The organism is Mesorhizobium sp. B2-8-3 (assembly GCF_006440815.1).
Taxonomy (GTDB): domain Bacteria; phylum Pseudomonadota; class Alphaproteobacteria; order Rhizobiales; family Rhizobiaceae; genus Mesorhizobium.
Genome location: NZ_VFTW01000027.1, coordinates 1 through 12,965 on the forward strand (window position 1 = coordinate 1; position 12,965 = coordinate 12,965).

Below are 12,965 nucleotides of genomic sequence, written 5' to 3' on the forward strand. Positions count from 1 at the left end.
GCAGGAAATGGCAGTCGCTCCTTCGCTCAACTGCCTCTCCAAAGAATCCTTTCTCAGCCTAAACTCAACCCCAAAAACGCCATATGCGATTCCCCTGCCCTCCGAAGGGGGAAGAGGTGCCGCCGCGAAGCGGCGACGGAGTGGGGGAAGCCCTCCGTGAAACGCGAAGCCGTCGCAAAACCGGCACGATGAAGCGAGCGAGAAAAAGCGGACCAGAAATCCTGATGCCGAATCTCAGGACCGGGCCAGCGAAAAGTGGCGATCGGTTTTCTCACAGGATCATGCTCGGGCAAGAAATCAGGCAATGACCAAGAAACCCGAAAAGCCAGGATCTGCCGGCATTCGCGTCCTCAAGACCAGGATCAAGAAGAAGAGCGGCTTGAAGGAATCTTCGCGCCGCTGGCTCGAGCGCCACATGAACGATCCTTATGTGCAGCGCTCCAAGGCCGATGGCTACCGCTCCCGCGCCGCCTACAAGCTGATCGAGATCGACGACAAGCATCGTCTGCTGAAGCCCGGCATGAAAGTGATCGACCTGGGCGCCGCGCCCGGCGGCTGGTGCCAGGTGGCGGCGGCGCGGACGAAGTCCACGGCGGACAATCCGCATGTCGTCGGCATCGACTATCTCGAAATGGACGCGGTCCCGGGCGCCATCATCCTGCGGATGGATTTCCTCGATCCCGACGCGCCGCAAAAACTTGCCGAGGCCCTGGGCGGCCAGCCGGATGTGGTGCTGTCCGATATGGCGGCACCCACGACCGGGCACCGCCGCACCGATCATCTGCGAACCATGCATCTGTGCGAAGTCGCGGCCGATTTCGCCCTGCACGTGCTCAAGCCCGGCGGGCATTTCCTCGCCAAGACATTTCAAGGCGGCGCCGAGAACGAGCTTTTGTCACTGCTGAAGCAAAATTTCCGCTCGGTCCATCACGTCAAGCCACCGGCCTCGCGGGACGAGTCGGTGGAGCTTTATCTGCTGGCGAAGGAGTTCAAAGGTCCTGGAGCTTCGTCATTCTAGGGCGGAGCGAAGCGTAGACCCTAGAATCCTGTGTGTTGGTTCTGGCATGGATTCCAGGGTCTGCGCGCGTCGCTTCGCTCCTTGCTCCGCCCTGGAATGACGAAGTCACGCAGGGCGGCGCCGTGAGCTACTTCCCCGCTGTCCCCACCGTTTCCAGCGTCTTTGGCGTGGTCAGGTGGCCGTGGCCCGAGACGGCGTTGCCGGCGTCCGGCGCCAGCCGCATGAAGGTGATCGATGCCGCCGCCGAAACGGCCGCCACGATGAAGAAGGCGATGTGGAAGTCGCTGAGCGTCAGCGGCCCGCCATGGATGGACGTCGATACTTCGAGGATGCCGCCCGCAAGCGCAACGCCGAGCGCGATCGACAATTGCTGGAAAACCGCCGTGATCGGCGTCGCCTTGCTGGTGTCGGCGGGCGCGATCTCGGCATAGGAGAGCGCATTGACGCCGGTGAAGAACATCGAGCGGATGAAGCCGCCGACCAGAAGTATCGCCAGCATCAGCGCATAAGGCGTCTGCGGCGTGAACAAGCCGTAGATCGCGATCGAGGCGGCCGCGACAAGCGAGCCCCAGATCAGCACCCGACGGAAGCCGGCGAGGCGGAAAAGCAGTGCCGTGACGAATTTCATGCCGATGGCGCCGATCGCCGAGACGAAAGTGATCATGCCCGACTGGAAGGGCGTGAGCCCGAAGCCAATCTGGAACATCAGCGGCAAAAGGAACGGCACCGCGCCGATGCCGATGCGAAACAGCGAGCCGCCGAGCACGGAGGATCGGAACACCTGGTTGCGGAACAGCTCCAGCGCCAAGAGCGGGTTCCTGGCGCGCCGGGCATGGAGGAGATAGAGCACCCCCGAGACCACGCCGACGGCAACAGTGATGAAGCCCGCCATCGGCGGCAGCGCCGGCAGGCTGACGACGGAAAGGCCGAACACGACGCCGGAAGCCGCAAGCCCCGAGAGCACGAAGCCGGGGAAATCGAGCGGCGGCGTCTGGGCAGGCTCCGTTTCCGGCAGATAGCGCGTGGCGAGCCACATGCCGATCAGGCCGATCGGCACATTGATGAGAAAGATCCAGTGCCAGGTGAAATAGGTGGTGATGAAACCGCCGATCGGTGGGCCGACCAGCGGGCCGACCAGCGCCGGCACGGTCAGCCAGGACATTGCCGCGACGAGCTCGTTCTTCGGCGTGGCGCGCACCAGCACCAGCCGGCCGACCGGCGTCATCATCGCGCCGCCCATGCCTTGCAGGAAGCGCGACACAACGAAAGCCGGCAGCGAATTGGCAAACGCGCAGGCGACCGAGCCGGCGATGAAGACGCCGATCGCGGCGCGAAACACGTTCTTGGCGCCGAACCGGTCCGCCATCCAGCCGCTGATCGGAATGAAGATCGCCAGCGACACCAGATAGGCGGTCAGCGCCAGCTTCAGCGCAATCGGGCTGGTGTGGATGTCGACGGCGATCGCCGGCAGCGACGTCGCGATCACGGTCGAATCCATGTTCTCCATGAAAAGTGCGACCGCCAGGATGAGCGGAATGATGCGGTTCAAGGGAAACGCCCTGATTTGTCTTCGCGATTCTAGGCCCGGCTTGGGGGCGAACCGGTGCGACCGGGCGGTTATCACGCCTCGGCCCCGATGTCGCATTAAATTGCTGTCACTTTTGCGGGATCGCAACCACTGGTAGGGCAATTTTTCGGCGGAATGTCGTTCTACCGGGCGTATTGTCACACTACCGATCTGCATGGAGTGCTGACATGGACGACATCGTCTCCATCGCTGACGTCGAACGCAAACTCTCCTTCATCCTGCGTGGAGCCAGTGAAGGACAGAACTATGTCGTGGTCAGCAATGGGCGGCCTGTGGCGCGGATCGTTCCCGCCGACACGCAGGAACTATAGCTCCACTCGCGCGCAGCGTTGTTGTCGCGGCTCGAGCAACAGCCAGTCGTCGCTGTCGAAAACTGGACACGCGACGATACTTACGAACGCTAGCGATGAACGCTTTGGCTCGAAACGGGTGCCGTCACCTCGCGCAACGATCGGCTTTTCAACCGCGACAGGACGTGTTACCAGCCAGCGCCAATCCTGAAAGGGAAGATGAGAGTCGGCGCTGGCCAATCGGCCCAGCGCCTTTTCCGCATTCAAAAGGACTGGCCATGGCAAAAATCATCGAAACGTCCACCGGCGCGCTGGCGCTGACCTTCGACGACGTGCTCTTGCAGCCCGGCCATTCCGAAGTCATGCCGGGCGAGACCGACATCCGCACCCGTATTGCCGGCGACATCGATCTCAACGTGCCGATCCTGTCGGCGGCGATGGACACCGTCACCGAGGCGCGGCTGGCGATCGCCATGGCGCAGGCCGGCGGCATCGGCGTCATCCACCGCAATTTCTCGCCGGCCGAGCAGGCCGAGCAGGTCAGGCAGGTGAAGAAATTCGAGTCCGGCATGGTGGTGAACCCGGTCACCATCGGCCCCGACGCCACGCTGGCCGACGCGCTGGCGCTGATGCGCACCTATTCGATTTCCGGCATTCCAGTGGTCGAGAATGGCGGCACCGGCGGCCACACGGTCGGCCGGCTCGTCGGCATCCTCACCAACCGCGACGTGCGCTTCGCTTCCGATCCGGCGCAGAAGGTCTACGAGCTGATGACGCGTGAGAACCTGATCACGGTCAAGGAGAATGTCGACCAGGACGAAGCCAAGCGCCTGCTCCACAAACACCGCATCGAGAAGCTGGTGGTGGTCGACAGGAATGGCAATTGCGTCGGCCTGATCACCGTCAAGGACATCGAGAAGTCGCAGCTCAACCCGCACGCCACCAAGGACGCCCAAGGACGCCTGCGCGCGGCGGCCGCCACAAGTGTCGGCGACGACGGCTTTGAGCGCGCCGAACGCCTGATCGGCGCCGGCGTCGACTTGCTCGTCATCGACACCGCGCATGGCCACTCGCAGCGCGTGCTGGACGCGGTGGCGCGGGCGAAGAAGCTCTCCAATTCCGTGCGCATCCTGGCTGGCAATGTCGCCACCGCCGACGGCACGCAGGCGCTGATCGACGCCGGCGCCGACGCGGTCAAGGTCGGCATCGGTCCGGGCTCGATCTGCACGACCAGAATCGTGGCCGGCGTCGGCGTGCCGCAGCTTTCGGCGATCATGTCGGCGGTGGAGACGGCGCATAAGTCTGGCGTGAGCGTCATTGCCGACGGCGGCATCAAATATTCGGGCGATCTGGCCAAGGCGCTTGCCGCGGGCGCAAGCGCAGCAATGATCGGCTCGCTGCTGGCCGGCACCGACGAGAGCCCGGGCGAGGTCTATCTGCACCAGGGCCGCTCCTTCAAGGCTTACCGCGGCATGGGCTCGGTCGGCGCCATGGCGCGCGGCTCGGCCGATCGCTACTTCCAGGCTGAGGTCCGCGATACGCTGAAACTGGTTCCGGAAGGCATTGAAGGGCAGGTTCCCTACAAAGGACCTGTGGCTGGCGTGCTGCACCAGCTTGCAGGCGGCCTGAAAGCCGCTATGGGTTATGTGGGTGGACGTGACCTTGCAGATTTCCGCGAGCGCGCCACTTTTGTGCGCATATCCAATGCCGGACTTCGTGAAAGCCACGCCCATGACGTCACGATCACCCGCGAAAGCCCCAATTACCCGGGCGGACTTTGATCGAGAAGCCGATCGGCCCGACCGCCAGGGGCTGTGGCGCGGCTTGAGCGTGGCGGTGCTGCGGCTGTCGCGGCACGCGCCGGCCCTGTCCATTGCCTCGATCGCGCTTTTCCTCGTCATGACAGCGCTGGAGTTTCTTTATTTCCAGCGCTTGAGCGGCGGCTTGGCCGCGCTCGATATGCGCGTCGCCGGCTTCACGCCCGACGAAGGCATGGCGTGGCTCACAGCACTCGGCCGTCGCGGCGGCGAGATCATCATCGTCTGGCACTATTTGACCTTCGACCTTTTGTTCCCGGCGCTGCTGTCGCTGACACTGGTCAGCCTCATCCTTGCCTTCGGGCGGCGGCTCAGCACCTTCCGCGCCATGCCGGCGCAGCTGCAGTCCCTGTTCGCGCTGGTGCTGGTGCTGCCCTATACGGTCGCCGACTATGCTCAGAATTTTGCCCTGGCGCGGCTGCTCTCCGATTTCCAGCTGGCCAACCCCGATTCGCTGGCCTTCGCCTCTTTGCTGACCGTCACCAAATTCGCGCTGCTGGCCATTCCATTCTTTGTCGTCGCATTCTTCGCGCTGGCCGGGCAGCGGCGGCGCTGACGGGAGAGAGAGGGCGGACAAATGCACCAGACCGCCATCTTCTGGCCGATGCTGGCGCATGTGCTCCTGGTCTACATCGTCTATCTGGTGATGCTGAAGCGGCGCTATCTCGCCGTGAAGTCCGGCGAAGCGAAGGTCGGCCAGTACAAGGTCCGCTCCACCGAGCCGGCCTCGAGCGTCACAGTCGCCAACAATCTGATCAACCAGTTCGAGCTGCCGGTTCTCTTCCACGTGCTCTGCCTGGCGCTGTTCGTCACCAATGGCGTGAACTACCTGACGCTGGCGTTGATGTGGCTGTTCATAGTCACGCGCTATGTGCACGCCTGGGTGCATCTCGACAGAAACTATGTGCTGCACCGCAGCCGCGCCTTCTTCCTTGGCGCGGGTATACTTCTTATCGCCTGGTTCTGGTTCGCGCTGCACCTGCTCGCGGTGGTGTGACGCTAGAGCGTTTCACCGTTTCACGGAAACGGTCTATCTCTTTGTTTTTACGCACTTTTCCTGGAATTGCTCTAAAGGTCGAACACCGCGATGCGGCGCTTGTCGAACTTGATGCCGATCTCGCCGCGCACCAGCCTCAGCGCCTGCTCGCCGAAAACGGCGCGCCGCCAGCCCTGCAGCGCCGCCACGTCGGCTTCGTCGCCCTCGGCGGCTATGCGGTCGATATCGTCGCTGGAGGCAAGCACCTTGGTGGCGACGCCTTCCTTCTCCGCGACGATCCTGAGCAGCACCTTGAGCAGCTCCGACGCCGCGCTCGATCCTTCCTGCGGCTGGACGCTTTTCGGCAGTTTCGGCATCGCATCCTTGGGCAGGGAAAGGGCGGTATTGACCGCGCCAAGCAGCGCGGTTGCCGTCGCGGAGCGCTCCCAGCCTTTCGGCGTGGTGCGCAGCTTGCCGAGCGCCGCCGCGTCGCGCGGCGCCTGCTGCGCGATCTCGTAGATCGCATCATCCTTGAGCACGCGGCCGCGCGGCACGTCGCGCTCGCGCGCCTCCCGCTCGCGCCAGGCGGCCACCGCCTGCACGATCGCCAGCTCCTGCGGCTTGCGAAGCCGCATCTTCAGCCGCTTCCAGGCATCCTCGGGATGCGGATCGTAGGTCTCGCGCGAGGTGAGGACATCCATCTCCTCGTTCAGCCAATGGGCGCGGTCCTCGCGCCTCAGCTCGGCGCTGAGATGCTGGTAGACCTTGATCAGATGGGTGACGTCGGCGAGCGCGTATTCGAGCTGCTTGTCGGAGAGCGGCCGGTGCCGCCAATCGGTGAAGCGCGAGGATTTGTCGAGCCGGGCTCCGGTGACCTTCTGGACAAGCTGGTCATAGGAAACGCTGTCGCCGAAGCCGCAGACCATCGCCGCCACCTGCGTGTCGAACACTGGATGCGGCACCAGATTGCCGAGATGGACGATGATTTCGATGTCCTGCCGCGCCGCGTGGAAGACCTTCAGCACCGCTTCGTTGGCCATGAGCCGGAAAAACGGTTTCAGGTCGATGCCGGGCGACAACGGATCGATAAGCGCCTCAATCCCAGGCGCGGCGATCTGGATCAGGCAGAGGATCGGCCAGAAGGTCGTCTCGCGGATGAATTCGGTATCGACGGTAACGAATTCCGACTTTTCGAACGCCGCGACAACGCTCTCGAGTTCTTCTTGTGTGGTGATGACCTGCATCAAATCGCTTTTGGCACAATATTAGGCCTCTTTCAATTTCAGCCGCGCGCCCTTTCGTCAAGCCGCCGCAGCGTAAGCGGTGGCCCGATCGCCGGGTTCTCCCATGCGAAATCGCGCCGCGTGCCGGCGCGCCAACCCGCGATGTCCCTCAAGCCGTCGCGGTCCGCTCCACGGCGCTTTCAGAATCGGCAGCGTGCCGCCCCAGTGGAGGCTGGCATGCGGGCGACATCCAGCCCTGCATCATGTCGGTTCGGTCACGCTGCGCCAGACGTCGGACAACGGTGCCGCGATCGTGATCGACTTGACGATGGGCGAGCGGTTCATGCCTCGTAGGCCCGCGCCGGTACTCTCTCTCCCGTCGTGTCGGATCCTGTTCCGTCCGTTACGGCGCTCGGCGACGGTCGCCGGCCAAGCGCGCCCGCTGCCGCTAGGCTGAGCACGATGAACGGTATGCCGATGCCATAGGCCGAGCGGATGCCCCAGTGGTCCGAGACGAAGCCGAGCAGCGGCGGACCGAGCAGGAAGGCGACGAAGGAGATCTGCGACAATGCGGCAACGTTGATCGCGGCGGAGCGGTCCGTCATCTGGGCGGCCGCCGAAATCGCCAGCGGAAAGATCGCGCTGCAGCCGATGCCCATGAGCGCGAAGCCCAGCATCGAGACGAAGGGCAAGGGCGAGAAGAAGACGATGAACACGCCGGCAGCCATCGTTGCCAACAACACGCGCGCCACGCCGCTCGGCGAGTGGCGGTCGACGATGCTGTCGGCGAAGAAGCGTGTCGTCGCCTGCGAGAAGGCGAACAGCGCCACGGTGATCCCGGCAACGAAGGGCCCTGAGTCGAACACAGTGCGCATATAGATCGCCGACCAGTCCATGCTGGCGCCTTCCATCAGCATTGCCGACAGCGTCACCGCGACGAGGATGAGGATCGGCAGCGTCGGCCGGGCGAACATCGGCGCTTTGTCGCCTGACGTGACGAAGCGGGCGGGCGCCGGTTGGAAGCCGCCGAGCAACAGCGCCACCGCAACCGCCACCATCGGCACCACCAGCACCAGATGCAGTTGCGGCGACAGGCCGAGATGCGCCAGCGCGCCGCCGAACAGCCCGGCGCCGAAGAAGCCGATGCTCCAGAACGAATGCGCCCGGTTCATGATGCGGCGCTTGAGCAGGAACTCGGTCCTGTCGGCCTCGACATTCAAGATGATCTCGATGCTGCCGATCATCAGTCCGACCGGGAGCAGCATCAGGAACAACGCGGCCGGGCCCGGCGCGTGCACCGCGACGGAATAGGCAAGCGCCAGCAGCGGCACCAGCCACAGCAGCGCGCGGCGAAAGCCGACGCGCTCCAGGATCGGCGTCGCCAGCGTCAGCGCGATCAGCGTGCCGATCGGCGTCCCGATCAGGGCGAGTCCCAGCGTGCCGTCCTCGATCTGCATGGCATGCTTGATGTCGGGCAGGCGCGGAAAGATGTTGCCCATAGCGAAGGAATAGATCGCGAAGCCGGCATAGACGCGGTGCTGCGGAGCGAGTTTCAGGCCAAGGGTCATCACGGGCAATCCAACAAGGAGATTTTGGCGCGCGACCTCTTCGCGGTCCGCCGGCGACTCTGTTTCTTGCATGAACAGGCAAAACATGCAATAACGTGCACAAATAAATAGGATCGTGCATGCTCACCGAAGAACGCCACCAACTCATTCGCGACCGGCTTGCGGCGGACGGAAAGGTGCTGGCCGGAGAGCTCGCCAGCCGCTTCGGCGTGTCGGAAGACACGGTGCGCCGCGATCTCAGGGAATTGGCGAAGGCCGGGCAACTGCGCCGCGTCTATGGCGGCGCGGTCGCTTCCGCGCCCTTTGCCGCCGCGACGCTCAGCCAGCGCAGCCGTCATGCGGTCGAGGAAAAAACGCGGCTCGCCAGGGCGGCGGTCGGGCTGCTGAGCGCGGGGCAGTCGCTGTTCATCGACGGCGGCACGACCAATGAGGCTATCGCCAGGGCGATCCCGCGCGGCATCCAACTGACCGTCGCCACCAATTCGCTGGGCGTCGCCTCGGCTCTGGCGAACCTTCCCCTGGTCGAGCTGATCGTGCTCGGCGGCCGCTATGTGCCCGATCTTGGCACCTGCGTCGGCGCCGACACGCTCGCCGCCGTCGCGCAACTCGGCGCCGATCTGTTCTTTCTGGGCTCCTGCGGGCTGGATGTCGCGCGCGGCGTCACCGCCGTCGATTCGGCCGAAGCCGAGGTGAAGCGCGCCATGGCAAAAAACAGCGCTGGTATCGTCATTGCCGTCACCAACGACAAGCTTGCCACCGCCGCGCCCTATCGCGTGGCGAAGGCGGATGCGATCCGCCATCTCGTGGTGGAAAAGAGCGCGCCTCCCGCCACGCTCGCCGCTTTCCAAAGCCAGGGCGCGCAGATCCACTTTGCTTGAGCGGCTGCGGCAGCGCGCCTGTGTGACCGCTTGCCTTGACAAAGCCGGCCTCTCATGCGCTTTTCGCGCCAATTTTCGAGCCGGGCCGACGCCCGCAATTTCCGGACTTTACCCATGACCACGCATCGTTACCGCAGCCACACTTGTGCCCAGTTGAGAAAGAGCGACGTCGGCAATTCCGTCCGCCTGTCGGGCTGGGTGCATCGCGTGCGCGACCATGGCGGCCTGCTTTTCATCGACCTGCGCGACCATTACGGCCTGACCCAGATCGTCGCCGATCCGGATTCGCCGGCCTTCAAGGTGGCCGAGACACTGCGCGGCGAATGGGTGATCCGCGTCGACGGCGAGGTCAAGGCGCGCATGCCGGAAACCGTCAATCCAAACCTGCCGACCGGCGAGATCGAGATTTTCGCGCGCGAGATCGAAGTGCTGTCGGCCGCCAAGGAGCTGCCGCTGCCGGTGTTCGGCGAACCTGAATATCCCGAAGACATCCGCCTGAAATACCGCTTCCTCGACCTGCGCCGCGAGACGCTGCACCGGAATATCTTGGCGCGCACGAAGATCATCGCCGAGATGCGCAAGCGAATGGGGGAGGTCGGTTTCACCGAATTTTCGACGCCGATCCTCACCGCCTCGTCGCCGGAAGGCGCGCGCGACTTCCTGGTGCCCTCGCGCATCCATCCCGGCACCTTCTACGCGCTGCCGCAGGCGCCGCAGCAGTACAAGCAGCTGATCATGGTCTCCGGCTTTGACCGCTATTTCCAGATCGCGCCCTGCTTCCGCGACGAGGATCCGCGCGCCGACCGACTGCCGGGCGAGTTCTACCAGCTCGACCTCGAAATGAGCTTCGTCGAGCAGGACGACGTCCTCAGCACTATGGAGCCTGTCCTCCGCGCGGTCTTCGAGACGTTCGCCGCCGGCAAGCCGGTGACGCAGAAATTCCGCCGCATTCCCTATGACGAGGCGATGCGCACCTATGGCACCGACAAGCCGGACCTGCGCAATCCGATCGAGATGCAGGCCGTCTCGGATCATTTTCGCGACTCCGGCTTCAAGGTGTTCGCCAACATCCTCGCCAACGATCCGAAGGCCGAGGTGTGGGCCATTCCGGCCAAGACCGGCGGCAGCCGCGCCTTCTGTGACCGCATGAATTCCTGGGCGCAGGGCGAGGGCCAGCCGGGGCTCGGCTACATCTTCTGGCGCAAGGAAGGTGAAAAACTCGAAGGCGCCGGCCCGATCGCCAAGAACATCGGCGAGGAGCGCACCGAGGCGATCCGCCAGCAGCTCGGCCTCGCCGATGGCGATGCCGCTTTCTTCGTCGCCGGCGACCCGAAGAAGTTCGTCACTTTCGCGGGCGCGGCGCGTACGCGCGCCGGCGAGGAGCTGAACCTGGTCGACCGCGAGCGCTTCGAACTTTGCTGGATCGTCGACTTCCCGTTCTTCGAATGGAACGAGGACGAGAAGAAGATCGACTTCGCGCACAATCCGTTCTCCATGCCGCAAGGGGGCATCGACGCGCTGAATGGTGAGCAGCCGCTCGGCATCAAGGCGTTCCAGTACGACATGGTCTGCAACGGCTTCGAGATCGCGTCGGGCGGCATCCGCAACCACCTGCCGGAAACCATGGTCAAGGCTTTCGAGATGGTCGGCCTGGACCGCGCGACGGTGGAGGAGCGCTTCGGCGGCCTCTACCGCGCCTTCCAGTATGGCGCGCCGCCGCATGGCGGCATGGCGGCGGGCGTCGACCGCATCGTCATGCTGCTCGTCGGCGCCAAGAACCTGCGCGAGATCACCATGTTCCCGATGAACCAGCAGGCCTATGACCTGCTGATGAGCGCGCCTTCCGAAGCCACCCCGCAACAGCTGCGCGAGCTGTCGCTGCGCGTCGCGGTGACGAAGAAGGACTGACGGCAGCCTAGCAACTGCCATTTCTCCCCGTCACTATACGGGGAGAAATGTCCGGCAGGACAATGAGGGGCAGCGCGGGTGCTGGCGATTTGCACGCGGTCGTAACAGCTGAGGCCTTCTGACAGGCAGTCGGTTCAGCACCGAATTACATATTCGCAAGCGTCGGCGCTGCCCCTCATCCGCCTGCCGGCACCTTCTCCCCGTATAGTGACGGGGAGAAGGCAGCTAATTCGATCAGTCCTGGTTCGCCTTGACCTTGACGCCCAGCGTCTTCGGCAAGTCGAGCGGGTTGGACATGGCGCCGGCCATGATCAGCGCGAACGGCACCGACGACGGCGGCTCGGCCGAGATTTCCAGGCTCTTCGGGTCGTCGAGGAAGGTGTTGACGGCAGCCGACACCTCGGCCGTCAGCTCGGGATTGTTGAGCTGCGCCATGCCGAACGGCACGATCGCCTTGGCCTGGTTGGCGACGTCCTTGGCCGACATGCCCTGCTGCTTGCCGACATAGTCGAGCACCTTGCCGGTGAGCGAATCGTCCTCGAAGCGCACCGAGGCGCCATTGAAGGAAAGCTGCTGCATCAGGCCGAGCATGGCCATCCCTTGCGCGGAATTGTCGGCGCCTTCCGGCTGGGCGGCGAGCCTCTTCTGCATCTCCTGCATCGACTTGATGAAGTCGACCGTGTAGCCGCCGAGGTCGAAGGTCATGCCGAGCGTGCCGGCATTCTCGACCGAGACGTCATATTTCGACAGCTCCATCTTGCCGTCGCTCGGCTGCCAGGTGCCGGCCATCGCGATGTTGCCCGAGATGTTCTGGTAGCCCAGCGCCTCGATGGCTTCCTTCGACTTCGGATCGTCGACCAACGACAGGTCGGCGGTGAATTTTTCGGTGTTGGCGGTGAAGTCCATCGCCTTGCCGTCGGCCGGCGGGGTGATCTGGACGGCAAGCCCGTCCATCGCGAACGCCGTCTTGTCGCCGACCTTGACCGTCATGTTGGAGAGTTCCGCCGACTTGTACATCATCAGCGAGCCGAGCGGATCGGTGCCGCCTTCGGCGGGAACCTTCATGTCGTGGATGACCACCGGGCTGAGGTTGAGCGTCACGCCATCCTTGCTGTGCTCGAAAGGCGAGGTCGAGACGGTGGCGATCTCATAGCCGCCATTGGCTTCGCTGACCCCTTCCAGCTTCACGTCGCCGATCGGCAGCGCTTCCTTCTCGGCCGCCGGCTTGATGGAAACACCCTGCAGCACGGCGTTCGAATCGTCGCCGGAGACGCCCGTCCAGGAAATGTCGACACCCTGGGCGGCAAGGGCTGCCTTGATGCGCTCGGCCACCGCCGGATCGGCGGCGAAGGCCGCATTGAGCGGCAGCGTCAGCAGAAAGGTCGAAAAAGCCAGTTTCTTGAGCGTTGAGCGTTGGATTGTCATGGCGAGTTCCCTGTCCTGATTGGCTATGTGAAATTGTTTTGAAATCTGCTCCATCACCATTCCGTGACGAACGGGACGGGAAAAAGGCATTTCCGGCCCCATTTGTCGAAAACGGCGATGAAAAGCAAACGCCGGTCGGCAGCCATTGCGCGATGCGGTGAATTTGTCATGAAGACCGCGGCTTTCCTTCGCCAGCGCGTTGCATTGCCAGATAGCGGCCGCATGTAACGGATTGATGTTGGCCGGGGTCGTGTTGCCGACTAAGCCTGTTGCA

The 12,965-nt window shown here is 63.9% G+C and carries 11 protein-coding genes; 7 read left to right on the forward strand and 4 right to left on the reverse strand.

Annotation, left to right across the window (positions count from 1 at the left end; translation table 11 throughout):
* Nucleotides 1-304 precede the first annotated feature (304 nt).
* On the forward strand, nucleotides 305-1,018 hold the full coding sequence (locus FJ418_RS27025; protein WP_140870918.1) for an RlmE family RNA methyltransferase: 714 nt from the start codon (nucleotides 305-307) through the stop codon (nucleotides 1,016-1,018).
* 127 nt (nucleotides 1,019-1,145) lie between these two features.
* On the opposite strand, the gene FJ418_RS27030 is transcribed toward FJ418_RS27025, so the two are convergent.
* Nucleotides 1,146-2,567: an MFS transporter gene (locus tag FJ418_RS27030; protein ID WP_140870920.1), complete on the reverse strand. Its 1,422-nt coding sequence runs from the start codon at nucleotides 2,565-2,567 to the stop codon at nucleotides 1,146-1,148.
* 206 nt (nucleotides 2,568-2,773) lie between these two features.
* On the opposite strand from FJ418_RS27030, the gene FJ418_RS32460 reads away from it, so the two are divergent.
* From FJ418_RS32460 to FJ418_RS27050, 4 genes are all read left to right on the forward strand, one after another.
* Nucleotides 2,774-2,917 (forward strand): type II toxin-antitoxin system prevent-host-death family antitoxin, encoded by a 144-nt coding sequence (locus tag FJ418_RS32460; protein ID WP_246683226.1) that lies wholly within the window; start codon nucleotides 2,774-2,776, stop codon nucleotides 2,915-2,917.
* 257 nt (nucleotides 2,918-3,174) lie between these two features.
* Entirely contained in the window at nucleotides 3,175-4,677 is a 1,503-nt protein-coding gene (gene guaB / locus FJ418_RS27040) for an IMP dehydrogenase (RefSeq protein ID WP_140870923.1), read from the forward strand.
* 43 nt (nucleotides 4,678-4,720) lie between these two features.
* Entirely contained in the window at nucleotides 4,721-5,269 is a 549-nt protein-coding gene (locus tag FJ418_RS27045; RefSeq protein ID WP_246683227.1) for a hypothetical protein, read from the forward strand.
* 21 nt (nucleotides 5,270-5,290) lie between these two features.
* Nucleotides 5,291-5,710 (forward strand): MAPEG family protein, encoded by a 420-nt coding sequence (locus tag FJ418_RS27050; RefSeq protein WP_140707423.1) that lies wholly within the window; start codon nucleotides 5,291-5,293, stop codon nucleotides 5,708-5,710.
* A gap of 71 nt (nucleotides 5,711-5,781) precedes the next feature.
* On the opposite strand, the gene rnd is transcribed toward FJ418_RS27050, so the two are convergent.
* The gene (gene rnd / locus FJ418_RS27055) at nucleotides 5,782-6,933 is read right to left on the reverse strand and encodes a ribonuclease D (RefSeq protein WP_140870926.1); all 1,152 of its coding nucleotides are present in this window, start codon (nucleotides 6,931-6,933) and stop codon (nucleotides 5,782-5,784) included.
* 320 nt (nucleotides 6,934-7,253) lie between these two features.
* A complete protein-coding gene (locus FJ418_RS27060) occupies nucleotides 7,254-8,480 on the reverse strand; it encodes an MFS transporter (protein WP_140659744.1) in 1,227 nt (408 codons plus the stop codon).
* Nucleotides 8,481-8,599: 119 nt separating this feature from the next.
* Here FJ418_RS27060 and FJ418_RS27065 point away from each other — a divergent pair, with 119 nt between their 5' ends.
* Together FJ418_RS27065 and aspS are read left to right on the forward strand one after the other, a co-directional pair.
* Nucleotides 8,600-9,358 (forward strand): DeoR/GlpR family DNA-binding transcription regulator, encoded by a 759-nt coding sequence (locus FJ418_RS27065; protein WP_140870929.1) that lies wholly within the window; start codon nucleotides 8,600-8,602, stop codon nucleotides 9,356-9,358.
* A gap of 114 nt (nucleotides 9,359-9,472) precedes the next feature.
* Nucleotides 9,473-11,266: an aspartate--tRNA ligase gene (aspS, locus tag FJ418_RS27070; RefSeq protein ID WP_140870932.1), complete on the forward strand. Its 1,794-nt coding sequence runs from the start codon at nucleotides 9,473-9,475 to the stop codon at nucleotides 11,264-11,266.
* Between the two features lie 234 nt (nucleotides 11,267-11,500).
* Here the strand turns inward: aspS and FJ418_RS27075 are convergent, their stop codons facing one another.
* Complete coding sequence (locus FJ418_RS27075) at nucleotides 11,501-12,691, reverse strand: hypothetical protein (RefSeq protein WP_140870935.1); 1,191 nt, start codon at nucleotides 12,689-12,691, stop codon at nucleotides 11,501-11,503.
* Nucleotides 12,692-12,965: the final 274 nt, after the last annotated feature.

Coding starts and splice junctions, on each gene's coding strand:
- FJ418_RS27025 (WP_140870918.1), top strand. CDS start 305: ATGACCAAGAAACCCGAAAAGCCAGGATCTGCCGGCATTCGCGTCCTC.
- FJ418_RS32460 (WP_246683226.1), top strand. CDS start 2,774: ATGGACGACATCGTCTCCATCGCTGACGTCGAACGCAAACTCTCCTTC.
- guaB (WP_140870923.1), top strand. CDS start 3,175: ATGGCAAAAATCATCGAAACGTCCACCGGCGCGCTGGCGCTGACCTTC.
- FJ418_RS27050 (WP_140707423.1), top strand. CDS start 5,291: ATGCACCAGACCGCCATCTTCTGGCCGATGCTGGCGCATGTGCTCCTG.
- rnd (WP_140870926.1), bottom strand. CDS start 6,933: ATGCAGGTCATCACCACACAAGAAGAACTCGAGAGCGTTGTCGCGGCG.
- FJ418_RS27060 (WP_140659744.1), bottom strand. CDS start 8,480: ATGACCCTTGGCCTGAAACTCGCTCCGCAGCACCGCGTCTATGCCGGC.
- FJ418_RS27065 (WP_140870929.1), top strand. CDS start 8,600: ATGCTCACCGAAGAACGCCACCAACTCATTCGCGACCGGCTTGCGGCG.
- aspS (WP_140870932.1), top strand. CDS start 9,473: ATGACCACGCATCGTTACCGCAGCCACACTTGTGCCCAGTTGAGAAAG.
- FJ418_RS27075 (WP_140870935.1), bottom strand. CDS start 12,691: ATGACAATCCAACGCTCAACGCTCAAGAAACTGGCTTTTTCGACCTTT.